Here is a 22629-nt window from a genome sequence, read left to right on the forward strand (position 1 = left end):
TTGCTGTCTTGCGTTTCCGACTCTATCAGACTCTTTCGTGTCCGATTTCCTCGGTGCCTTTCCGGTTCCCGCTCCGGCCTTTCGGCTTTCGCGTTCCCTTTCCGGCGAGTCCAAACACTATCAGGACTTTCTCGACTCCCTGACCACTCATCTGCGAGCACGCAGAAGCTGACCCAGGGATTAGGATCTGACTTGATAGATGCCGCCGAGTCCGGACGCTTGACCGCGTCGCTCGCCTCAGGCAGGTCTCCGACTGTACATCGGCCGTTGGGGCGGGCGCAAATCGTTTGTGCAGTACCCCTAGTCAGTCATCCGGGACCTCTCGCGCGGAACCGGGACTTTTTATGACTTACTCTTCTGAACAGTGCGTCGTCCCGGACAGATAGTGACGGCGGCTCCGTATCTCCACCCCCTGGGAGGCTTGCCATGACCAGCGTGACGTCCCCGCTTGCCGGACGCGCCATCGGGCTCTCTGCAGTACCGGACCCCGTCTTCTCCGGCGCGATGGTCGGGCCCGGCACGGCCATCGATCCCGCGCGTGAGCCCTCGGAGGCTGTCGCGCCCGTCGACGGCATCGTGGTCTCGCTCCACCCCCATGCCTTCGTCGTCGTGGACGACCAGGGTCACGGTGTGCTGACGCACCTGGGCATCGACACCGTGCAGCTCAACGGCGAGGGCTTCGAGCTGCTCGTCAACAAGGGTGACACCGTGCAGCGCGGTCAGTCCATCGTGCGTTGGGACCCGGCCGGCGTCGAGGCGGCCGGCAAGTCTCCGATCTGCCCGATCGTGGCGCTCGAGGCCACTGCCGAGTCCCTCTCCGGTCTCATGGAGGATGGCGACGTAAAGGCTGGGGACGTTCTCTTCAGCTGGAAGTGACGTCATCGCCGTCCCCGACGGCGGGCACGACATACACCGCGGCGGCTGGGCCCGTCGCTCTATCGGAGACGGTGAAATGGAGACAACGCTGCGAGGCGTCGGCGTGAGCCACGGTGTGGCGATCGGCGAGGTTCGGCACATGGGGACGGCGGTCCTTGAGCCGCCTGCCAAGCAGATTCCCGCGGAGGAAGCCGAGCGCGAACAGGGGCGCGCTCGCCAGGCGGTGGAAGCTGTGGCGGCCGACCTGAATGCGCGCGGCAACCTGGCCGGTGGTGAGGCGCAGGGAGTTCTCGAGGCGCAGGCCATGATCGCTCAGGACCCTGAGCTCATGGCGGACGTCGACCGGCGGGTGACCGTCGGCAGCTCCGCCGAGCGCGCCATCTACGACGCGTTCTCGCACTACCGCGAGCTGCTCGCGGGCGCCGGTGAGTACATGGCCGGTCGCGTCGCCGACCTCGATGACGTGCGGAATCGTATCGTCGCCCGTCTGCTGGGCGTTCCGATGCCCGGTGTTCCGGACAGCGACGAGCCCTACATCCTGATCGCGCGTGACCTCGCGCCGGCGGACACGGCGTTGCTCGACCCCACGCTGGTGCTCGGTTTCGTGACCGAGGAGGGCGGGCCGACCAGCCACAGCGCGATCCTGGCGCGTGCGCTCGGTGTGCCCGCGATCGTCGCGCTGCCGGGCGCCGGTGAGTTGGCCGAGGGCACGGTCGTCGCCGTGGACGGCAGCACCGGTGAGATCTTCGTCGAGCCGAGTGCGGAGAAGAGGGGTCAGCTCGAGGCTTCGGCCGCCGAGCGCAAGGCCGCTCTTGCCGCGTCGACCGGTCCCGGTGCAACGTCCGACGGGCACAAGGTTCCGTTGCTTGCCAACGTCGGCGGTCCCGCGGATGTGCCGGCGGCGGTGGAGGCGGGGGCCGAGGGTGTCGGTCTCTTCCGTACCGAGTTCCTGTTCCTCGACGACAGCACCAAGGCGCCGTCGGAGGAGAAGCAGGTCGAGGCGTACCGCAAGGTGCTCGAGGCCTTCCCCGAGGGTCGTGTCGTCGTGCGTGTGCTCGATGCCGGGGCCGACAAGCCGCTCGACTTCCTGACGCCCGCCGACGAGCCGAACCCGGCGCTGGGCGTGCGCGGGCTGCGGTCGCTGCTCGAGCACCCGGACGTGCTGCGTACGCAGCTGACCGCGCTGGCCAAGGCCGTCGAGGGGCTGCCGGTCTACCTCGAGGTCATGGCGCCGATGGTCGCCGACCGTATCGACGCCAAGGCGTTCGCCGACGCGTGCCGTGAGGCGGGGCTGCAGGCCAAGTTCGGTGCCATGGTGGAGATTCCGTCGGCCGCTCTGCGGGCGCGCTCGATTCTCCAGGAGGTCGAGTTCCTCTCCCTGGGCACCAACGACCTCGCGCAGTACGCCTTTGCCGCCGACCGTCAGGTGGGTGCCGTGTCCCGGCTCCAGGACCCGTGGCAGCCCGCGCTGCTCGACCTGGTCGCGCTGTCCGCCGAGGCGGCCAGGGCCGAGGGCAAGAGCTGTGGCGTGTGTGGCGAGGCGGCTTCCGACCCGCTGCTCGCGTGTGTGCTGACCGGTCTCGGTGTCACCTCCCTGTCGATGGGTGCGGCGTCGATTCCTTACGTGCGGGCGACGCTGGCGAAGTACACGCTGGCGCAGTGCGAGCGTGCGGCGGCTGCCGCGCGTGCCGCGGACAGCGCCGAGGAAGCCCGGAAGGCCGTGCAGGCCGTTCTGTCCGGCGAGTAGCCGGTAGCAGGTGTGTGAGGGGCGCTCCATCCGTCATGGGTGGGGCGCCCCTCGGCGTTCAGTGGCGGTGTCCTCCGTCGGGCTCGGCGTCGCCGATGATCGGTGCGGCGCAGTAGTCGACGCCGGATTCCGGGGCGACGAGGTCTCCTGACACCGCGTCGGTGCAGTAGGCGTCGAAGACCTCGGCCGCGCTGAGGGGCATGAGTCGTTCGCCGTGCAGGCGCCAGCCCTGGACGCGGTCGCGACGGCCGTCGGCGAGGGTGCGCATCACCAGGCCCGCGGCACTGTGGGTGGCGATGCCGACCGCGAGGACCGTGGTGAACTCCAGGGCCTCGGACTCGTCCAGTCGCGTGTTGCCGTCGGTGTCCTCGGTCGTGTGCAGGGCGGCGAGGAGTGTTTCCGAGGCTGCGGGCACGCTGCAGACGAGGTGGCGCGAGCCGGGGCCTGAGCTTTCGAGCAGTTGGACGATGAGGTCCGACGCCCGGTTGAACGCTTCGCGGCCGATGTCCTCGCCGCAGACCGCGCAGGAGCCGAGGCGGGCCAGGAGCGTTGTCGCGTACTCCCAAGTGGCCTTGCGGACCGCTTCGTCGACGAGGTCGGGGAGGAGATCGGCGAGGGGTCGGCCGTCGTACGGCACGGTGGGGCCTGTGGCGGCGAGTTCGGCGGTGAAGCGGGTGCGGCTGGCCGGGGCGTCGGGATCGAGGCCGGCCTCGGTGCAGTACTCCGCGTACTCCTCGGGGTCGAAGAGGGCGATGGCTGTGTGTCCGCCGTCGGAGGCGAGTGACCTGAGGAGCCCTTCGGCCTGCCGGAGGTAGGTCGTGTGGTCGTCGAAGGTGAAGGTGCGGTAGCGGCGCATGGCCGCGAAGTCGTCCTCGTCGGCCAACAGGCCGATGGTCCCGGCGACTTCGCGGCGTAGCGCCCGCCGCATCGTGGTGTGCTGGGTGCGCGTCATGATTCCCCCTGGCGTTACGTCGATCAATGCTCACTCAGAGTAATTGGGGGCACTGACAACGGCGGCCGGGCGGGGAGTTCAGGAGCGCTTGCGGGCCAGTTCCTCGTAGAAGCGGAGCAGGTCGAGGTTGTCCACCGAGCCGGGGTTGACCGCCTTGTCCAGTGCGGTGCCCTGGAGCAGTCGCTTGACCGGGACCTCGATGCGCTTGCCGGTGAGGGTGTGCGGGATGCCGGGGACCTCGATGACCTCGTCGGGGACGTGGCGCGGGGAGAGCTGTGCGCGGATCGCTTGCTTGATGCGGTCGCGCAGGCCGTCGTCGAGGACGGCGCCGGGGGCCAGGTGGACGAAGAGAGGCATCCAGTAGCCGCCGTCCGGCTGTTCGGCGCCGATGACGAGGGATTCCCGGATCTCCGGAAGGCGTTCGACGACTTCGTAGATGTCGGCCGATCCCATGCGTACGCCCTGGCGGTTGAGCGTGGAGTCGGAGCGGCCGTGGATGACGACCGAGCCGTGCGAGGTCACGGTGATCCAGTCGCCGTGGCGCCAGACGCCGGGGTAGGTGTCGAAGTAGCTGTCGCGGTAGCGGCTGCCGTCCGGGTCGTTCCAGAAGTGGATCGGCATGGACGGCATCGGGTTGGTGACCACGAGTTCGCCGACCTCGTCGACGAGGGGCTTGCCCTGGGGGTCCCAGGCCTGCAGGTCCGTGCCGAGGCCGGGGGCCTGGAGCTCGCCGATGTGGACGGGCAGGGTGGGGACGGCTCCGGCGAAGCAGGAGCAGACGTCCGTGCCGCCGCTGACCGAGGCCATCCACAGGCCGCCGGGGGTGTCCTCGAACTCGTCGTGCAGCCAGCGGAATCCGTCGGGCGGGAGCGGGGAGCCGGTGGTGGCGACGCACTTGACGGTGGAGAGGTCGAAGTCGCGGGCCGGGTGCACGCCCGCCTTGCGGCAGGCCATGACGTACGCCGCCGATGTGCCGAAGAGGGTGGCCTTCGTGCGTTCGGCGATGCGCCACTGGGCGCCGGTGTCGGGATAGCCGGGGCTGCCGTCGTAGAGGACGATCGTGGTGCCGGTGAGGAGGCCGGAGACGAGGAAGTTCCACATCATCCAGCCGGTGGACGTGTACCAGAAGAAGCGGTCGTCGGGGCCGAGGTCGCAGTGCAGGCCGAGCTGCTTGAGGTGTTCGACGAGGATGCCGCCCTGGGACTGGACGATGGCCTTGGGCAGGCCGGTGGTGCCGGAGGAGTAGAGCACCCACAGGGGGTGGTCGAACGGGACCGGTTCGAAGACCGGGCCCGTGTCCGAGGCGGTGAGGGCGGCCCATTCCAGGGCGCCTTCGGGGGCCTCGGTGCCGAGCAGCGGGATGTGGACGACGGCGCGCAGGGTGGGCAGTTCGCGGCGCAGTTCGGCGACGGCGTCGCGGCGGTCGTGCTCCTTGCCGCCGTAGCGGTAACCGTCGACGGTGAACAGGACGACCGGTTCGACCTGCTGGAAGCGGTCGAGGACGCTGCGTGCGCCGAAGTCGGGGGCGCAGGAGGTCCAGACGGCGCCGACGGCCGCGGTGGCCAGGAGGGCGACGACGGCCTGCGGGATGTTCGGGACGTATCCGCTGACGCGGTCTCCGGGGCGTACGCCGAGTGTGCGCAGCTCTGCCGCCAGGGAGCCGACCTGGCGGCGTAGCTCGCCCCAGGTGGTGGTGGTCGGTTCGTGTGTCTCGTCCACATGGAGGAGAGCCGGGGCGCCCGCGCGCGCGGGGTCCTCTGCGGCGCGCAGTGCGTGTTCGGCGTAGTTGAGCGTAGCTCCGGGGAACCACTCGGCACCCGGCATCGAGCGGTCGCCGAGTACGCGCGCGTAGGGCGTCGAGAACCGCACGTCGAACCAGTCGGTGACCGCTTTCCAGAACGTGTCCAGTTCGTCCACGGACCAGCGGTGCAGGGCCGCGTAGCCGCCGTCGGCGGGTGCTCCGTGGCGTTCGGCGGCCCATGCCTGGAATCGCGTGATCTGCGCGGCGGCGATCCGTTCCTGGTCGGGCTGCCAGAGCGGTGAGGGGTTCGCTGAGGACATGGGTCGGCTCCCGGGCTCTACGCGTCGTATGCGTGTGTGGTGCGCGCGTGCTGGTTGTGCGCGCGACACGGCTGACAGGGACGATGCCACGTGATCGATTTCGACACCAGGGTGTGCCTCACACAGTCGGCGAGGCGACTATGTGCCGTCACCCCAGGTGAACGGCAGTTGAACGATCCACACGGGCGGCTTCTTCGGTGGCAGGGTGAGCAGCATGAACGGTCGTGACCTGGTGCGTTCGATGAAGGCGGTCAGCTTGGTCGGTACGGCACAGGGGTTGCGTGCGGTGCGGTCCTCTTGGCGCAGGCAGCGGGCGGACGCCGCCGCGCTCGCCCCCCGGGGTGTCGAGCGCGCGCGGGTGCCCGGCCCGGTGACGGGGGTGGAGCCGGGGCCCGGGGGCGGGGTGGTGCGATTCGCCCGTTCGGAGCTGCGGGTGCGGGTCACGACGGGCGGGGCGATCTTCTGGGGCTGGGACGGTGCGGAGCCCGATCCCTCGTACGCACTTGTCAGCGGGAGCCCTGAGGCGGACCCGCGGGCCGTCCTCGAGCCGGACAAGGAGGGCGGCTGGCGGGTGGTGTCGGAGCGGGCGACCGTGATCATCTCGCGGCTGGGCGCCGTGGAGCTGCGGACGCCCGGGGGTCTGATGCTGCGACGTGATCTGCCGCCCCGCTGGTGGGAGTCGGCCGGTGGTACCACGCGTTGGCTGCAGCGCTCGCAGGTGGCGGCGGACGCGCGGTTCTTCGGTCTGGGGGGTCGCGCGCAAGGGCCCCGGCTGCGGGACGGGTCGTACCGGCTGTGGAACACCGATCCCGGGGGTTCGTTCGGGCCTGGCGACGGCCCTTTGTACATCACCATGCCCGTGCAGTTAGTCGTGGCCGACGCCGGCTGTCATCTGGTGTTCCACGACAACACGTGGGACGGCACCGTGTCGGTGCGCGAGGGTGAGGAGGGCGGGGGGTCGGGCCATGACAGGGCGGGTTCGTGCGAGGTGCGCATGGACGGCGGGCCGCTGCGGTGCTGGGTCATGGTGGGCACCCCCGCGCGCGTGATGCACGCCTGGGCCTCGCTCACCGGGCCGCCGGCGCTGCCTCCCACGTGGGCGCTCGGGCACCATCACGCGCGGTGGGGCTTCGGCAGTGAGCGCGAGGTGCGGCGGATCGTGGCCGGTTACCGGGATCGGGGGCTGCCGCTGGATGCCGTTCATCTGGACATCGATCACTACGAAGCGCATCAGGTGTTCACCGTCGACAAGGAGACCTATCCCCATTTGCCGCAGTTGGCCGACGACTTGCTCAAGGACGGCGTGCGTCTGGTGTCGATCGTCGATCCGGCGGTGAAGGCCGAGCCGGGCAACGAGGTCTACGACAGCGGCAGCGCGACGGACGCCTTTGTGCGGGATGCCGCGGGGCGGACGGTGCACGGGGTCGTCTGGCCGGGGCAGTCGGTGTATCCCGATTTCACGGACGCGCGGGTGCGGGCGTGGTGGGGCGGTCTCTACAAGGAGCGGCTCGCCCAGGGGTTCGCGGGTTTCTGGCACGACATGAACGAGCCGGTGTCCTTCGCCGCCTTCGGGGAGCCGACGCTGCCCCGTTCGGCCCGGCACGCCCTGGAGGGCCGTGGCGGCGACCACCGTGAGGCGCACAACGTGTACGGCCTCGGCATGGCGCGCGCCGGGTACGAGGGATTGCGCGAACTGCACCCCCAGGAGCGGCCGTTCTTGTTCTCGCGCTCCGGGTGGGCGGGGATGCAGCGCTACGGAGGGACGTGGTCCGGGGATGTGGCCACGGGGTGGCCCGGCCTTCGGGCGTCTTTGTCGCTGGTGCTCGGTCTGGGGCTGTGCGGCGTGCCGTACTCGGGCCCTGATGTGGGCGGGTTCGACGGCAGTCCGTCACCCGAGCTGTATCTGCGGTGGTTCCAGCTCGGCTCGTATCTGCCGTTGTTCCGTACGCACGCCGCGTTGCGGGCCGGGCGCAGGGAGCCCTGGGAGTTCGGTCCCGAAGTCCTCGAGCACGCGCGCGTGGCACTCGGCGAACGCCGGCGGCTGCTGCCGTACTTCGTGACGCTCGCGCATCTGGCACGGCGTACGGGAACGCCGTATGTGCGGCCCCTGTGGTGGGGCAGTCCGGAGGACCGGGGGCTGCGGGACTGCGAGGACGCGTTTCTGCTCGGGGACTGCCTGTTGGTGGCGCCGGTGTTCGATCCAGGGGCCGTCCGCCGCACGGTGCGGCTGCCGCCGGGCCGTTGGTACGACACGGCGACCGGCCAGGCGTACGAGGGCCCGGCCCGGGTGCTCCTGGAGGCTCCGCTGTCCCGCGTCCCCGTGCTCGCGCGGGCGGGCGCGGTGCTGCCGGTGCGGGGCGCCGCCGGTGGGCTCGAGCTGGAGGTGTGGGCTCCGGCGCGGGGGCGTACGGGAGGCGGCCTTGTGGTCAGGGACGCGGGTGACGGATGGGAGGAGCCGGAGATCGAGCGGTTCACCACGCGGTGGGCCGGAGAGCAGGTGGTGGTCGAGCGGGACGGCGCGGAAGCGGGCGACGTGGGGCTGCCGGTGACGGTGCGGGGAAGCTCACCGCGTCAGATGTAGCGTCCTTCGAACCAGGCACGCACCGCCAGTGTGTGCAGGGGGAAGGCGAGTTCGGCCGGGCGGTGCAGCAGGTGCCAGCCTTCGGTCTCGTCCGTCGGTGCGGGATCCGGCAGCTCGGCCGCCGGGCGCTCGGGCAGGAGGCCGAAGAGCAGCAGGTAGCCGTCGGGTGCACTGAGCGCGTCCGCGAGGCGGATGTCACGGCTCTGCGCGCTGATGCCGGTCTCTTCCCGGAGTTCGCGGACGACGGCCTCCCGCCAGTCCTCCCCGTGGTCGATGAACCCTCCGGGCAGGGCCACTCCCCCGCGCGCGGGGGCGATGGTGCGGGTCACGACGACGAGGGCGGTGCCTTTGGTGTCGTACACCGGCTGCAGGGCCACCGCTACGGGCAGCGGGTTGCGGTAGGCCACCGTGCCGCAGGCGGCGCAGGTGCGGGGCCAGCCGGAACGGTCCTCCGCGTAAGGGGCCCCGCAGCTCGAACAGTGGGAGTCCCGGGCGGGTATGGCGTGGTGCTGGGATGCGGACACGCCGCGGACTGTATCCGATCTCTGTCCGATACTCCGGTGACGGTCTTTCGCTCCGGGACCGGATCCTGATAGATGCAGGGTTCATGACAGGAATTGCCCCCGCGCTGCGGAAACTCGCCGTCACCGCCACCGCTCTCGTCGCCGTGGCCGCCGTCTCCGCGCCCGCCCACGCCAAGCCCGAACCCAAGGCGCCCGATGAGTTCGTGGCCTTGCGGGACGTCGATCCGACGATCATCCAGGAGATGCGTTACCTCACGCCGCACAATTTCGTGGGTGAGCCCATCGACGGCTACAAGAAGCCGGTGTGCATCCTCACCGAGCCCGCGGCGAAGGCGCTGCACAAGGCCCAGCGCACGCTGCTGCGCAAGGGCTACTCGCTGAAGGTGTACGACTGTTACCGACCGCAGCGGGCGGTCGACCAGTTCGTGCGCTGGGCCGAGGATCTCGGCGACGTACGCATGAAGGCGGAGTTCTATCCCCATGTCGACAAGTCGCGATTGTTCGAGGACGGGTACATCGCGGCGAAGTCCGGGCACAGCCGTGGCTCGACGCTCGATCTGACGGTCGTGAAGCTGCCCGCACTGCCCACGCGGCCGTATGTCCCCGGAGAGCCGCTCACGCCCTGCTTCGGGCCCAAGGACGAGCGGTTCCCCGACAACTCGCTGGACATGGGTACGGGCTTCGACTGCTTCGACACCCTCTCCCACACGGACGACCCCCGGATCACCGGCAAGCAGCGCGCCAACCGCGATCTGCTGCGAGGAGCTCTGACCAAGGCCGGTTTCGTCAACCTGCCGGAGGAGTGGTGGCACTTCACGTACAAGCCCGAACTCTTCCCTGACACCTACTTCGACTTCCCCGTGGCGCGTCGTTCGCTGCAGGGGAAGTAGCGGGTGCCGCGCTACTGACGGGATCCGGTTGCCCGTGGCACACTTCTGACGTTCCGTCAGATCCAGTGTCGTGGAGGAGCCTTGTCGCGTACGCGTACTCCCGTGGTGACCGGCTGGTTCGCCGGGGAGGGGGACAACTTCCGTCTTCTGGGCACGCGCTGCTCGGCCTGCGCCTGTGTCTTCTTCCCCCGCGAGGACGGCTTCTGCCGTAACCCCGGATGCTCCGGCGGCGACCTCGAAGAGGTGCCGCTCTCCCGGCGCGGGCGCGTCTGGTCCTACACGGACAGCCGTTATCGCCCGCCCGCGCCCTATGTCTCCGATCCGGAACTTCCCTGGCAGCCCTACACGTTGATCGCAGTAGAGCTGGAAGCGGAGCGGATGGTGGTGCTCGGGCAGGCGACTCCCGGGGTCACCGTCGCCGATCTGGAGATCGGCATGGAGGTGGAGGTCGTCCCCGGTGTGCTCGGTCGGGGCGACGAGGGCGGCGGGGACGAAGACGAAGCGACGACGTGGTACTGGCGGCCGGCGGGGGTGGGCGCATGACCAGCGAGGTGGCGGTTCTCGGCGCGGGCATGCACCCATGGGGCAAGTGGGGCAGGAGCTTCGTCGAGTACGGCACGGCGGCGGCCCGTGCGGCGCTCGCCGACGCGGGAGTGGACTGGCGTGAAGTGGGGTCCGTCGTGGGGGCGGACACGGTCCGCGGCGGCTATCCCGGGTACGTGGCGGGAGCGACGTTCGCGAAGGCGCTCGGCTGGCAGGGCGCGCGGGTCGCCAGCGTCTATGCGGCCTGCGCGTCCGGGGCCCAGGCGATCAACACGGCGCGTACGCAGATCCTCGCGGGCCTCGCCGATGTCGTCCTCGTGGTCGGGGCGGACGCCGCGCCCAAAGGGTTCTTCCGGCCCGCCGGAGGGGACCGGCACGACGACCCGGACTGGCTGCGGTTCCGCCTCCTCGGTGCCACCAACCCCACGTACTTCGGTCTCTACGCACGCCGGAGGATGGCGCTGCACGGCGAAACCCTGGAGGACTTCGCCCAGGTCAAGGTGAAGAACGCGGCGGCGGGGGCGCTCAATCCGAACGCGCGCTACCGCAAGCCGGTCACCGCCGACGAGGTGGCCGCATCGGCTGTCGTCGCCGACCCCCTGCGGCTGCTCGACATCTGCGCGACCTCCGACGGAGCGGCGGCGCTCGTGCTCTCCAGCATGGAGTTCGCCCGGCGGCACGGCGCGGCGGACCCGGTGCGCATCCGGGCGGTGTCCACGGTGACGCCGACGTACCCGACCACCGTCCTGGACCTGCCGGACATCGCGACGGACTCCGCGGCCGTCGTGGCGCCGGCCGACGGGACCTTCCGCGCCTCCATCGCGCACGCCGCGTACGAGGAGGCGGGCATCGGGCCCGACGAGCTCTCCTTGGCGGAGGTCTATGACCTCTCCACCGCGCTCGAACTGCAGTGGTATGAGGATCTGGGGCTCTGCGGCGAGGGAGAGGGGGCCAAGCTGCTCCGGGAGGGGGCGACCGCTCCGGGCGGGCGCATACCGGTCAACCCCAGTGGCGGACTCGCCTCCTTCGGAGAGGCCGTTCCGGCACAGGCCATCGCCCAAGTGTGCGAGCTGACATGGCAGTTGAGGGGGACGGCGGGGGCACGGCAGGTCACGGGGGCGCGCGCGGGGATCACCGCGAACCAAGGGCTGTTCGGGCACGGCTCCGCGGTGGTCGCGGTGCATTGACCGCCCTCACCGGCCCTCCCACGCTCGCTGCGGGGAGAACCACGGGCGCCTCCCGGAGGAAGGGCGTACGCCGGTTAACCGTTGTCGTCCGCGACCTTGACGCTCCATCACCACCGGTGAACACTTCCGGTGTCAGTCGGCATCGCCGCACTACGGCTCCGCGCCATTCAGGGCCCCTGTACGCGCGAAGGGTCTGCACGAAGGGCCTGTTCAGCGGGTCATCCCCCTCTGGGCGATTCGACTGCGACGGCACGCTCGCCATGGAAGCCGGGCGGGGCGCGGGACACCCCTGCCTTCGGCTGAAGTCACCGGGCAAAGCCAGGCAGTAGTCGTGGAACGCACCCAGCACGGAGTACCGGGGCCACCGCCCCGGGCGAGGGCCTAGGAGCCGCCATGTACTCGAATGGGGACATCTTCGTCGGTGAGATCATCGGCACCGCGATCCTGATTCTTTTGGGCGCCGGCGTATGTGCCGCCGTCACCTTGAGCCACTCGAAGGCGAAAGCCTCCGGATGGGTCGTCATCGCCTTCGGATGGGGCTTCGGCGTGCTCGCGGGCGCGTACACCGCGGGGCCCCTCTCCGGTGGTCATCTCAACCCCGCTGTCACGCTCGGCATCGCGATCGACACCGAGGAGTGGGGCAAGGTCTGGGTCTATCTGCTCGGGCAGATGGTCGGCGCGATGCTCGGCGCCGTCCTCGCGTATCTCGTGTACTACGCGCAGTTCAACGCCAACGTCTCCGGGAACCTCAAGGACAAGGTGACGAGCGCGCACGAGCCGACGCCGACCCTCGGCATCTTCTCGACCATCCCGGAGATCCGTAACCCGGTCGCCAACCTCGTCACCGAGATCATCGCGACCATCGCCCTGGTGCTGCCCATCCTCTCCTTCGGGCTCACCAAGGGGCTCGGCGAATCCGGCACGCAGACGCTGATCGTGGCGTTCCTTGTCGTCGGCATCGGCCTCTCGCTGGGCGGGCCCACCGGCTACGCCATCAACCCGGCCCGTGACCTGGGGCCGCGCATCGTGCACACGTTCCTGCCGATCCCGAACAAGGGCACGTCCGACTGGAGTTACGCCTGGGTCCCCGTGGCCGGGCCGCTGATCGGCGGAGCGCTCGCAGGTCTCATCTACAACGTAGCCTTCTGACGCTAGGGGTAGCCATGCCGGACAACTCCGAGAAGTTCGTCGCCGCCATCGACCAGGGCACCACCTCCAGCCGCTGCATCATCTTCAACCACGCGGGCGAGATCGTTGCCGTCGACCAGCGTGAACACCGCCAGATCTTCCCGAAGCCGGGGTGGGTCGAGCACGACGCCACCGAGATCTGGTCCAAGGTGCAGGCCGTGGTCGCGGGAGCGATCGCCAAGGCCGGGCTCCGTACCGACCAGATCAGCGCCCTCGGCATCACCAACCAGCGCGAGACGACGGTCCTGTGGGACCGCGCCACGGGCAAGCCCGTGCACAACGCGATCGTCTGGCAGGACACTCGGACATCGGCGCTCTGCAACGAACTGGGCGGCGCGGACGGCCAGGACAGGTTCCGGGAGCAGACCGGACTGCCCCTTGCCAGCTACTTCTCCGGGCCCAAGGCCGCCTGGCTGCTCGACAACGTGCCCGGACTCCGGGCCCGCGCCGAGCGCGGCGAGATAGCGTTCGGCACCATCGATTCCTGGCTGATCTGGAATCTCACCGGCGGCACGGACGGCGGCGTACACGTCACGGACGTCACCAACGCCGGGCGCACCATGCTGATGAACCTGGCCACCCTGCAGTGGGACCAGTCGATCCTGGCCGCGATGAACGTCCCCGAGGCGGTCCTCCCGGAGATCAGGTCATCGGCGGAGGTCTACGGCACGGCGGTCGGGCAGCTCTCCGGTGTGCCGGTCGCCTCCGCGCTCGGCGACCAGCAGGCGGCCATCTTCGGGCAGGCGTGCTACGACACGGGGACGGCGAAGAACACGTACGGAACCGGAAGCTTCCTGCTGCTCAACACCGGTAACCGGCCCGTCCCCTCGAAGAACGGGCTGCTCACCACGATGGGCTACAAGATCGGCTCCGAGGCGCCCGTCTACTGCCTCGAAGGGGCGATCGCGATCACCGGCGCCCTGGTGCAATGGTTCCGCGACCAGCTCGGCATCATCCGCAGCGCGGACGAGATCGAGACGCTGGCCGCGAGCGTGGAGGACAACGGCGGCGCGTACATCGTGCCCGCCTTCTCCGGTCTCTTCGCGCCCTACTGGCGCTCCGACGCGCGCGGTGTCGTCACCGGGCTCACCCGGTACGTGACCAAGGCGCATCTGGCGCGCGCCGTCCTGGAGGCGACCAGCTGGCAGACCCGTGAGGTCGTCGACGCGATGTACCAGGACTCCGGGGTGCAGCTGCGGACCCTGAAGGTGGACGGCGGCATGACCAAGAACAATCTGCTGATGCAGCACCAGGCGGATGTCCTCGGGGTGCCGGTGATCCGGCCGAAGGTCTCCGAGACGACGTGTCTGGGCGCCGCGTACGCCGCCGGTCTCGCGACCGGTGTGTGGAACGACCTCGACGAGCTGAAGGCGCACTGGCAGCAGGACGTGGAGTGGACGCCGGTGATGGACACGGAGGCCCGCGAGCGCGAGTACAACAACTGGCACAAGGCGGTGGAGCGGAGCTTCGGCTGGCACGAGGACGGCGCGAGCTGAGCCGAGGATGGCCGCGGCCCGTACCCCGTTCGGTGGGGGTACGGGCCGCGGCTGGGCACGCACTCATCTGCTCAGGTGGTCGCGGGCTCCCTGGCCGCGGCGGCGACCGCCATCGCGTGCTGGACCACTCCGATGAGGACTTCCTTGACGGACTGCCGCTCGCGCGCGTCGCACATCAGCACCGGCACACCGGGGTCGAGGTCGAGCGCCTGCCGCACGGACTCGGCGGGGTAACGCGACGCGCCCTCGAAGCAGTTGACGCCCACGACGAAGGGTATGGAGCGGCGCTCGAAGTAGTCGACGGCCGCGAAGCAGTCCTCCAGGCGGCGGGTGTCCGCGAGGACCACGGCACCAAGGGCCCCGGTGGCCAGCTCGTCCCAGAGGAACCAGAAGCGGTCCTGGCCCGGGGTGCCGAAGACGTAGAGCACCAGGTCCTCGCGGAGCGTGATGCGCCCGAAGTCCATGGCGACGGTGGTGGTGTGCTTGTCCGAGACGCCGCTGGTGTCGTCGACCGGGCGGCCCGCCTCGCTGAGCAGCTCCTCGGTGCGCAGCGGTTTGATCTCGCTGACGGCGCCGACGAGGGTCGTCTTGCCGACGCCGAAACCGCCCGCCACCAGGATCTTCAGCGTCACCGGCTCGACGGGGGCCTTGCCGCGCTCAGCACGCTTGAAGATCATCTCTCGCTTCTCCTGGATCAGTATCAGTTGCTTCGGGGGGTGCGCTTGTCGCACCGCTGTCGCGCGGGGCAGGACCGTATCCGCCGCCGCCTGGGGTTTCGATCACGAGTACGTCGCCGGGGCCGGCGTCCGCGAAGTCGCTGCCGTCCAGCTCCTGGACTCCACCGTCGGCACGTTCCACGCGGCCCGCACCGAGCGCTCCGGGGCTGCCGCCCGCCATGCCGTACGGCGCCACCCTGCGGTGCTGCGCGAGCGTGGAGACCGTCATGGGCTCGCGGAAGCGGATGCGGCGCACGGCCCCGTCCCCGCCGCGCCACGTCCCCGTGCCGCCGCTCCCCCGGCGTACGGCGAACTCCTCCAGGAGCACGGGCAGGCGCCACTCGAGGACCTCGGGGTCGGTGAGCCGGGAGTTGGTCATGTGGGTCTGGACGACGGACGCCCCGTCGAAGCCGTCGCCCGCCCCCGAACCCGAGGCCACCGTCTCGTAGTACTGGTGGCGGTCGTTGCCGAAGGTGACGTTGTTCATCGTCCCGGAGCCCTCGGCCTGGACGCCCAGGGCTCCATAGAGGGCCCCGGTGATCGCCTGCGACGTCTCGACGTTCCCGGCGACGACGGCCGCCGGCGGCTCGGGCGCCAGCAAGGACCCCGGCGGCACGACGATGCGAAGGGGGCGCAGGCATCCGTCGTTGAGCGGGATGTCCTCGGCCACCAGAGTGCGGAAGACGTACAGGACCGCGGCGTTGACCACCGCGAAGGGCGCGTTGAAGTTCGTCGCGAGCTGACCCGACGTACCGGTGAAGTCGATGGTCGCCGAGCGGGCTTCGCGGTCCACGGAGACGCGGACCCGGATGACGGCCCCCGAGTCGGTGGGGTAGGCGAACTCGCCCTCTTCCAGCGCGTCGACGACTCGGCGTACCGCTTCTTCGGCGTTGTCCTGTACGTGCCGCATGTACGCCTGGACGACGTCGAGCCCGAAGTTCTCGATCATGCGGCCGACTTCGTCGACGCCCTTCTGGTTGGCGGCGATCTGGGCGCGCAGGTCGGCGAGGTTGGTGGCCGGGTTGCGGGACGGGTAGGGGGCGTCGGTGAGCAGACTCAAGGTCTCGGCCTCGCGGAGTCGACCGCCCTCCACGAGGAGCCAGTTGTCGAAGAGGACGCCCTCCTCCTCGATGGTGCGGCTGTTGGCCGGCATGGAACCGGGGGCGATGCCGCCGATCTCCGCGTGGTGCCCGCGCGAAGCCACGTAGAAGAGGACCCGCTCCCCTGAGGTCTCCTGCTCCTGCGGGGTCTCCCGCTCCCCCGGCATGTCGAAGACGGGCGTGATGACGGTGACGTCCGGGAGGTGGGTTCCGCCGTGGTAGGGGTCGTTGACCGCGTAGGTGTCCCCAGGGCGCATGCTGCTGCCCCGGCGCTGGATCACTTCCTTCACGCTGGTGCCCATCGAGCCCAGGTGGACCGGGATGTGCGGGGCGTTGGCGACCAGGTTGCCGTCAGGGTCGAAGAGCGCGCAGGAGAAGTCGAGCCGCTCCTTGATGTTGACCGACTGTGCCGTGGACTCCAGACGGGCACCCATCTGTTCGGCGATCGACATGAAGAGGTTGTTGAAGACTTCGAGGAGTACGGGGTCGGCCTCGGTGCTCGCGGCGGAACCCTCGGCCACCGCCACACGTTCCATGACCAGGTGTCCCTCGCGTGACATGGCCGCCTGCCAGCCGTCGTCCACGACCGTCGTGGAGCTGGCCTCGGTGATGATCACGGGCCCGTCGACGGTCTCGCCGGGCGGCAGTTCCGTGCGCCGGTGCAGGGGCACGTCGCGCCAGGTGCCGCCCGTGTGCAGGCTGACGGTCCGCGCGGCGCCTCGGCGCGCGTCACCGGCGAGCACGGAGAGGTCGGGCTGCTCGGTCAGGCCAGTGGCCTCCACGGAGAGCGCCTCGACGACGACAGGGCGGGCCAAGGTGAAGGAGTAGGTGGTGCGGTGGCGTTCCTCGAAGACACGGATCATGCTGTCCGGCTCGGTGAGGTCCACGGTGAGGGTGGTGTCGGTGCCGTCGTAGCGCAGCTGGGCGCGTCGGGTGACGCGGATGCGGTCCTCGGGCACGTCCTCGGCGAGGAGTTCGGCGCGGGCCGCTTCCTCCAGGTCGTCGGCGGTCTTCAGGACGCGCGGCATCGCCGACGGTTCGAGGCGGGCCTCCACGGACTGCTCGCGCATCGCGGTGGTGTCGGCGAGTCCGATGCCGAGCGCGGAGAGCACTCCCGCCATGGGCGGTACGAGGACGGTGCGGATGCCGAGCGAGTCGGCGACCATGCAGGCGTGCTGGCCGCCCGCGCCGCCGAACGTCGTGAGGGCGTAACGGGTGATGTCGTGGCCCTTCTGGACCGAGATGCGCTTGACGGCGGCCGCGATGTTGGCGACGGCGACCTGCAGATATCCCTCGGCGACCTGCTCCGGGGTGCGGTCGTCGCCGGTGTGTTCCCTGATGTCGCGGGCCAGCGCGGTGAAGCGGTCACGCACGAGTGTCTCGTCGAGCGGCTGGTCGCCGTCAGGGCCGAACACCTTCGGGAAGTGCGCGGGCTGGATGCGCCCGAGGGCGACGTTGGCGTCGGTGACGGTGAGCGGACCGCCGTTCCGGTAGCTCGCCGGGCCCGGGGCCGCGCCCGCCGAGTCGGGGCCCACGCGGTAGCGGCTGCCGTCGAAGTGCAGCACGGAGCCGCCGCCCGCCGCGACGGTGTGGATGTCGAGCATCGGTGCGCGCAGTCGTACGCCCGCGATCTGCGTGGTGAAGACCCGCTCGTACTCGCCCGCGTAGTGCGACACGTCCGTGGACGTGCCGCCCATGTCGAAGCCGATGACGCGGTCGAAGCCCGCGCGCTGCGACATGCGGGCCATGCCGACGATGCCGCCCGCGGGCCCGGACAGGATCGCGTCCTTGCCACGGAACTGGCCCGCTTCGGTGAGGCCGCCGTTCGACTGCATGAACATCAGCCGTACGCCGTCGAGTTCATCGGCCACGTGCTGGATGTAGCGGTCCAGGACGGGCGACAGATAGGCGTCGACGACCGCCGTGTCACCGCGCGGGACCAGCTTCATCAGCGGGCTGACCTCGCTGGAGAGTGAGACCTGCGCGAAGCCCGTGCGGACGGCCAGTTCGGCGATGGCCCGCTCGTGGGCGGGGTACAGGTGGCTGTGCATGCAGACCACGGCGACGGCCCGGATGCCGTCCTCGTGGGCCTGGCGCAGTGGCCCGGCGAGCTGATCGAGGTCGGGTGCCCGCAGGACCTCTCCCTCGGCGGTGACCCGCTCGTCGGCCTCGATGACCCGGTCGTACACCAGCTCCGGGAGGACGATCTCGCGGGCGAAGATGTGGGGGCGGTTCTGGTAGGCGATGCGCAGGGCGTCGCCGAAGCCGCGTGTGATCACCAGGGCGGTGGGCTCACCCTTGCGCTCCAGGAGGGCGTTGGTGGCGACGGTGGTGCCCATACGGACGGCGTCGATGCGGACGTCCGCCATGCCGTCGGACGCATCGGAGGCCTCAGACGCGTCAGAGGTGTCAGGAACGGAGTCCAGTAATTCACGGATGCCGGCGACGGCCGCGTCGGCATAGCGGGACGGGTTGTCCGACAGGAGTTTGTGCGTGAGCAGCCGCCCGTCGGGGCGCCGCGCGACGATGTCCGTGAAGGTGCCGCCCCTGTCGACCCAGAACTGCCAGCCAGTCACGTCCCACTCCCGCTTCCGCGCTGTTCAGAGCGCCCGGAGGCCGTTGATCACGTCGCGCAGAATACTCTCGTCCGGCAGTTCCGCCGGGGGTACGGGACGTGTCACGTGCACCAGTTCGTCGTCGACGAGATCGCCGATGAGGACGCGGATCACGCCGATGGGAAGGTCCAGTTCGGCCGCCAGTTCGGCGACCGACTGGGGGCTGTCACGGCAGAGCCCGACGATGTCCACATGCTCCGGGGACAGCCTCCTGTCCGCCTCCGGGTCACCGGCACGGGCCTCCGCGATGACGACCGCGATCAGATCGAGGCGATGCTGGGCCGGGCTCGTGGTCCGGCCGCGCGTCATGGCGTACGGCCGCACCACGGGCCCGGCGTCGTCGTCGAACCAGCGAGGCGTCCCCTGTGTCCCTGTGCCGTCTTCGCTCATACCCTCCCGCTACCCTCCCGTGGGCAGGTCGGTGCGCGGCGCCGTACCCAGATGCACACCCACCCTCTTGACCAGCAGCGTCATCTCGTACGCCACCAGACCTACGTCGGAGTCCGCGTCCGCGAGGACGGCGAGGCAGCTGCCATCGCCCGCGGCCGTGACGAAGAGGAACGCGTCGTCGAGCTCGACCACCGTCTGGCGGACCCGGCCCGCCTCGAAGTGGCGTCCGACGCCCTTGGCGAGGCTGTGGAAGCCGGAGGCGACAGCGGCGAGGTGCTCGCTGTCCTCCCTGGTCAAGTCCTGCGATACGCCGGTGGGCAGGCCGTCGCCGGAGAGCACGAGCGCCTTGCGGATGCTGGCGACCCGCTGCACCAGGTCGTCGAGGAGCCAGTTCAGCTCCCTCGCCGCCCCGGGATTGGCGATGCGTGCGTCGGCCTTCGGTGCGGTCATCGACCGTCCCCCTCAGATGTCGTTCCTGGTGCTGTGCCGTCCAAGGCGTCTTCGCCCGCGGCGTTCTCTTCACGGCCACGCTGCCAGCCGCGCTGGAGCGAGGCCATCCGGCTGCGTACCTCGTCGGCGTCGCGCTCCTCCGGCCTGGTCGTGACCGGGGCCGGGTCGCGTTCCGTGCGGTGGTCCGGTCCGTCCTTCAATTGTGGGGCGAGATTGGCCTGGCGCACACGCCGGGGCAGTCCGCCGGGTGCGGTGGTGGGTGTGGGTGCCGGTGCCTGACCGACGCGGGGCTCGGCCTCCGTGCGCGGGGTTTCCGTACGCGGGGACTCCTTGCGGCGGCTGCGCCTCGGGAGGTCCGGCGGGGCGTCGGCCGCGGTGACGTCGCGGTGCGGCGGGGAGAGGTCGGGCCAGGCGGACTGCGGCTCGGGGCGGCGCGGCAGGTCGATGGGCTCGGCCGCGGGGCGGCTGCCGCGGTCCGCGTCCACCGCACCGCCCTGGGGGCGTCCCACGGGGGTCTGGGTGCGTTCGGGGCGCTCGGGGCGCTCCGGTGCCGCGTCGTCGCCCTCCGTCGCGCCACGGGGCCTGTTGTGCGTCACGGGGCGGCCGTGGGAGGAGACCAGCTTGGGGGTCCTGCGGCGGGGCATCTGTACGGGGTCTCCAGGCACCGGGTCCGTGGTGTCGTCGGGGGCGCCGAAGCCGTTGCCGCTGCCGTTTCCGTTGCCGCGGGCGGGCAGGTCGTCGGGGCGGGTGGGCGCGCGCTCGCCCGTCTCCCGCTCGTCGCGCGCCTGTTGGTGCTGCTCGTCGCCCTGGACCCCGGCCGCACGGCGGCGCGGGCGGAAGAGGCCGCCGCGCTCGCTGTCGGCGTCGTCGAGGTCGCCGAGCGCGCCCGGGAAGGGGTCGAGGCCCGCCATGCCGACCGGCGCCTCCAGCTCGACGGGGCCGTCGAGAACGGACGCGGGCAGCCCCGGCAGCTGTACGGGCACCTGGCCGAGCGCCGCCTGCTTGTCGCCCGCGGCGTCGCGGCCCAGGGCATCCTTGGGCTGCGGCCGGTCGAGTCGGAACCCGATGCCGTTCGTGTCCGGTACGTCGTCGGTGAGCAGCGTCTCCGGGATGAACACGACGGCAGTGGTCCCGCCGTACGGAGAGGGCTGCAAGGAGACGCGTACGCGCTGGCGCTGGGCGAGGCGGCTGACCACGAAGAGGCCGAGCCGGTCGGTGTCGGAGAGCTCGAACTCCGGTGTCTCCGCGAGGCGCAGATTGGCGTCCAGGAGGGCGTCGGCCGCCATGCCGAGACCCCGGTCGTGGATCTCCAGGGTGAAGCCGTTCGCGACGTGCTCCCCGAGGACCTGCACCGCGGTGTGCGGGGGCGAGAACACCGTGGCGTTCTCCAGGAGTTCGGCCATCAGGTGGGTGAGGTCGGCGACGGCGGGCCCGGTGACGGCGATCCGCGGCAGACGGCGCACCTCGATGCGTTCGTAGTCCTCGACCTCGGCGACGGCCGCGCGCACGACGTCCATGAGCTGGACGGGCTTGCGCCACTGCCGGGACGGGGCGGCGCCGGAGAGGATCACGAGGCCCTCGGCGTGCCGTCGCATGCGCGTGGTGAGGTGGTCGAGGCGGAAGAGGTCGGCGAGTTCGTCGGTGTCCTCGGTCCTGCGCTCCATGGTGTCGAGCAGGGTGAGCTGCTTGTGCAGGAGCACCTGGCTGCGGCGGGCGAGGTTGACGAAGACCTCGGAGACGCCGCGGCGCAGGTCGGCCTGTTTGACGGTGGCCTCGACCGCCGCGCGCTGCAGGGTGTTGAGGGCCTGGCCGACCTGGCCGACCTCGTCCTTCTCGTACGTCAGGCGTGGTGCCTCGGTCTCCACGTCGACCTGTTCGCCCGCCGCCAGGCGGCGCAGCACGCCGGGCAGCCGCACGCCGGAGGCCTCATGGGCCTCCAGGCGCAGTCGGCGCAGGTCACGGATGAGGCTGCTGCCGATGCGCACGGACATGAAGACCGAGAACAGGAGGGCAAGGAGACCGAACACCCCCGCGACGACGACCCGCACGATCACGCCGACCGCCACCGGCTCGACGCGCTCCTGGAAGCGGTCGCCCGCCGCCTTGTCGCGCTCGGCGAGGTCCTTCAGCGCCTTGCCCGAAGCGGCGTCCCAGCGCGCGGAGGTGACGGCACGAGGGGTGCCGGGCGAGGATTCGATGACGGCCTTCTCGGCCGATCTGAGCTGGGTCGTCTCGGCGCCGTTCCAGTACCGCTCGTAGCCGGCGCGTTCGTCCTCGGGGAGCTGGGCGAGGTTGACCTCGTACAGCAGCGAGCGCTGGGCCCTGAGGTCGGAGATCTCGCGGATCTCGGCCTTGGTCAGCCTGCGGGCGACCAGGGCCGAACCGAGCAGCGCGTCCTCGCGGGACAGCAGTTCACGCGCGCGTGCCACCCCGACCAGGGCCCGGCCCTGCTGGTCCATCTTCACGTCGTCGAGCCCGTGCAGGGTCATCAGGAAGCCGTAGCAGGGGTCGATCAGCTTCGTGTACATCTTCAGCGCGCCGGCCCGGGTGATCGTGCCTTCCTCGACCGTGCGGCGCAGCGAATCGATGCCCTCGAAGGAGTCGAGGAGCGACGCGAGCCGGTCGGCCGACTGCCCGGTGACCTCGTCCCGCACGTCCGGGTGTTCGGCGTTGTCCACGACCTTGGTGATCATCTCGTCGGTGGCCGTCTGGCTGCGGCGCAACGCGGCGAGCGCGTCCGAGGCGCGGGGATCGGCGAGATAGACGAGGGTCTGGCGACGTTCCTGCTGGACGACCCGGGCGGTGTCCTCGATCGGGTAGCCGATCCTGTCGACGACATTGGAGACGTCGATGAGGTCCTTTGCCGACTGACCGGTGAGGTACGTGGCGAATCCCCACATCGCGGTCAAGGAAATGAGCGGCACCAGCAGCAATGCCACGATCTTCCGGCGGATGGACTTCCCGCGAAAGCGCATGGCCTCCCCCAGATCGACCCCCTGCGGCCGCGCTATGGCCAGGGGCACACATGTGCGTCAACAAACGGCGTGAGCCTACTACTGACGCAGGAGTAACTCGAAGGCACGTCCGGACGGATTTCAGCCGTGACGCAAAAGGGACGTCCCCAGTTGTCCCTCCAATTCGGGAGATTGCATCCCGCGTGTGGCACATGCCACTCGGCACAGTCACCCCTGCCGATCACCCCAGTTGGCCGGAACTCTTCGCTTTTTCGAACCGGGCGGGAATCTTCCGGACTTCTCGTTCGTCCTTGAAGTGAGGGAGACGGGGACAGCGGCGCCAGGGGAGCGCACGCCGC

General features: G+C 70.3%; 16 protein-coding genes. 8 read left to right on the forward strand and 8 right to left on the reverse strand.

Features of this window, described 5'->3' with window-relative positions; genetic code table 11:
* The first annotated feature begins 426 nt into the window (after nt 1-426).
* Together ACZ5U5_RS23735 and ptsP are read left to right on the forward strand one after the other, a co-directional pair.
* The gene (locus ACZ5U5_RS23735; RefSeq protein WP_367039731.1) at nt 427-876 is read left to right on the forward strand and encodes a PTS sugar transporter subunit IIA; all 450 of its coding nucleotides are present in this window, start codon (nt 427-429) and stop codon (nt 874-876) included.
* 76 nt (nt 877-952) lie between these two features.
* The gene (gene ptsP / locus ACZ5U5_RS23740) at nt 953-2623 is read left to right on the forward strand and encodes a phosphoenolpyruvate--protein phosphotransferase (protein ID WP_469025039.1); all 1671 of its coding nucleotides are present in this window, start codon (nt 953-955) and stop codon (nt 2621-2623) included.
* Nucleotides 2624-2681: 58 nt separating this feature from the next.
* Here the strand turns inward: ptsP and ACZ5U5_RS23745 are convergent, their stop codons facing one another.
* The gene (locus tag ACZ5U5_RS23745) at nt 2682-3575 is read right to left on the reverse strand and encodes a hypothetical protein (RefSeq protein WP_469025042.1); all 894 of its coding nucleotides are present in this window, start codon (nt 3573-3575) and stop codon (nt 2682-2684) included.
* A 78-nt stretch (nt 3576-3653) separates the two neighbouring features.
* Nucleotides 3654-5636, reverse strand: a complete 1983-nt coding sequence (locus tag ACZ5U5_RS23750; RefSeq protein ID WP_469025045.1) for an acetoacetate--CoA ligase — start codon at nt 5634-5636, stop codon at nt 3654-3656.
* A 214-nt stretch (nt 5637-5850) separates the two neighbouring features.
* On the opposite strand from ACZ5U5_RS23750, the gene ACZ5U5_RS23755 reads away from it, so the two are divergent.
* Nucleotides 5851-8217, forward strand: a complete 2367-nt coding sequence (locus ACZ5U5_RS23755) for a glycoside hydrolase family 31 protein (RefSeq protein ID WP_469025048.1) — start codon at nt 5851-5853, stop codon at nt 8215-8217.
* Here the strand turns inward: ACZ5U5_RS23755 and ACZ5U5_RS23760 are convergent.
* A complete protein-coding gene (locus ACZ5U5_RS23760; RefSeq protein ID WP_469025051.1) occupies nt 8208-8741 on the reverse strand; it encodes an NUDIX domain-containing protein in 534 nt (177 codons plus the stop codon). The two genes, ACZ5U5_RS23755 and ACZ5U5_RS23760, sit on opposite strands and share 10 nt — an antisense overlap.
* An 83-nt stretch (nt 8742-8824) precedes the next feature.
* Here ACZ5U5_RS23760 and ACZ5U5_RS23765 point away from each other — a divergent pair, with 83 nt between their 5' ends.
* From ACZ5U5_RS23765 to glpK, 5 genes are all read left to right on the forward strand, one after another.
* Nucleotides 8825-9631 (forward strand): M15 family metallopeptidase, encoded by an 807-nt coding sequence (locus ACZ5U5_RS23765; RefSeq protein ID WP_469025053.1) that lies wholly within the window; start codon nt 8825-8827, stop codon nt 9629-9631.
* A 102-nt stretch (nt 9632-9733) separates the two neighbouring features.
* A complete protein-coding gene (locus ACZ5U5_RS23770) occupies nt 9734-10174 on the forward strand; it encodes a Zn-ribbon domain-containing OB-fold protein (RefSeq protein ID WP_469026082.1) in 441 nt (146 codons plus the stop codon).
* Entirely contained in the window at nt 10171-11361 is a 1191-nt protein-coding gene (locus ACZ5U5_RS23775; RefSeq protein ID WP_469025055.1) for a lipid-transfer protein, read from the forward strand. Before ACZ5U5_RS23770 ends, ACZ5U5_RS23775 begins: the two co-directional genes overlap by 4 nt.
* 393 nt (nt 11362-11754) lie before the next feature.
* Entirely contained in the window at nt 11755-12510 is a 756-nt protein-coding gene (locus ACZ5U5_RS23780) for an MIP/aquaporin family protein (RefSeq protein ID WP_469025058.1), read from the forward strand.
* A 14-nt stretch (nt 12511-12524) separates the two neighbouring features.
* Nucleotides 12525-14045: a glycerol kinase GlpK gene (gene glpK / locus ACZ5U5_RS23785; RefSeq protein WP_469025060.1), complete on the forward strand. Its 1521-nt coding sequence runs from the start codon at nt 12525-12527 to the stop codon at nt 14043-14045.
* A gap of 71 nt (nt 14046-14116) precedes the next feature.
* Here glpK and ACZ5U5_RS23790 read toward each other — a convergent pair whose 3' ends face one another.
* Genes ACZ5U5_RS23790 through ACZ5U5_RS23810 form a run of 5 tightly spaced genes read right to left on the reverse strand, consistent with a single transcriptional unit; the run spans nt 14117 to nt 22291 of the window.
* Entirely contained in the window at nt 14117-14722 is a 606-nt protein-coding gene (locus ACZ5U5_RS23790; RefSeq protein ID WP_469025063.1) for a GTP-binding protein, read from the reverse strand.
* Entirely contained in the window at nt 14703-18437 is a 3735-nt protein-coding gene (locus tag ACZ5U5_RS23795) for a hydantoinase B/oxoprolinase family protein (protein WP_469025065.1), read from the reverse strand. The genes ACZ5U5_RS23790 and ACZ5U5_RS23795 overlap by 20 nt, the downstream gene beginning before the upstream one ends.
* A gap of 24 nt (nt 18438-18461) precedes the next feature.
* Entirely contained in the window at nt 18462-18866 is a 405-nt protein-coding gene (locus ACZ5U5_RS23800; RefSeq protein ID WP_363211112.1) for a DUF742 domain-containing protein, read from the reverse strand.
* A 9-nt stretch (nt 18867-18875) separates the two neighbouring features.
* Nucleotides 18876-19316, reverse strand: a complete 441-nt coding sequence (locus ACZ5U5_RS23805; protein WP_363211111.1) for a roadblock/LC7 domain-containing protein — start codon at nt 19314-19316, stop codon at nt 18876-18878.
* Entirely contained in the window at nt 19313-22291 is a 2979-nt protein-coding gene (locus ACZ5U5_RS23810) for a sensor histidine kinase (protein ID WP_469025068.1), read from the reverse strand. Before ACZ5U5_RS23810 ends, ACZ5U5_RS23805 begins: the two co-directional genes overlap by 4 nt.
* Nucleotides 22292-22629 lie beyond the last annotated feature (338 nt).

Source organism: Streptomyces sp. NPDC033177 (genome assembly GCF_055577715.1).

What these genes read in the sequence shown, in the direction of transcription:
- ACZ5U5_RS23735 (WP_367039731.1), top strand. Translation starts at nt 427, where the DNA reads ATGACCAGCGTGACGTCCCCGCTTGCCGGACGCGCCATCGGGCTCTCT.
- ptsP (WP_469025039.1), top strand. Translation starts at nt 953, where the DNA reads ATGGAGACAACGCTGCGAGGCGTCGGCGTGAGCCACGGTGTGGCGATC.
- ACZ5U5_RS23745 (WP_469025042.1), bottom strand. Translation starts at nt 3,575, where the DNA reads ATGACGCGCACCCAGCACACCACGATGCGGCGGGCGCTACGCCGCGAA.
- ACZ5U5_RS23750 (WP_469025045.1), bottom strand. Translation starts at nt 5,636, where the DNA reads ATGTCCTCAGCGAACCCCTCACCGCTCTGGCAGCCCGACCAGGAACGG.
- ACZ5U5_RS23755 (WP_469025048.1), top strand. Translation starts at nt 5,851, where the DNA reads ATGAACGGTCGTGACCTGGTGCGTTCGATGAAGGCGGTCAGCTTGGTC.
- ACZ5U5_RS23765 (WP_469025053.1), top strand. Translation starts at nt 8,825, where the DNA reads ATGACAGGAATTGCCCCCGCGCTGCGGAAACTCGCCGTCACCGCCACC.
- ACZ5U5_RS23775 (WP_469025055.1), top strand. Translation starts at nt 10,171, where the DNA reads ATGACCAGCGAGGTGGCGGTTCTCGGCGCGGGCATGCACCCATGGGGC.
- ACZ5U5_RS23780 (WP_469025058.1), top strand. Translation starts at nt 11,755, where the DNA reads ATGTACTCGAATGGGGACATCTTCGTCGGTGAGATCATCGGCACCGCG.
- glpK (WP_469025060.1), top strand. Translation starts at nt 12,525, where the DNA reads ATGCCGGACAACTCCGAGAAGTTCGTCGCCGCCATCGACCAGGGCACC.
- ACZ5U5_RS23790 (WP_469025063.1), bottom strand. Translation starts at nt 14,722, where the DNA reads ATGATCTTCAAGCGTGCTGAGCGCGGCAAGGCCCCCGTCGAGCCGGTG.
- ACZ5U5_RS23800 (WP_363211112.1), bottom strand. Translation starts at nt 18,866, where the DNA reads ATGAGCGAAGACGGCACAGGGACACAGGGGACGCCTCGCTGGTTCGAC.
- ACZ5U5_RS23805 (WP_363211111.1), bottom strand. Translation starts at nt 19,316, where the DNA reads ATGACCGCACCGAAGGCCGACGCACGCATCGCCAATCCCGGGGCGGCG.
- ACZ5U5_RS23810 (WP_469025068.1), bottom strand. Translation starts at nt 22,291, where the DNA reads ATGCGCTTTCGCGGGAAGTCCATCCGCCGGAAGATCGTGGCATTGCTG.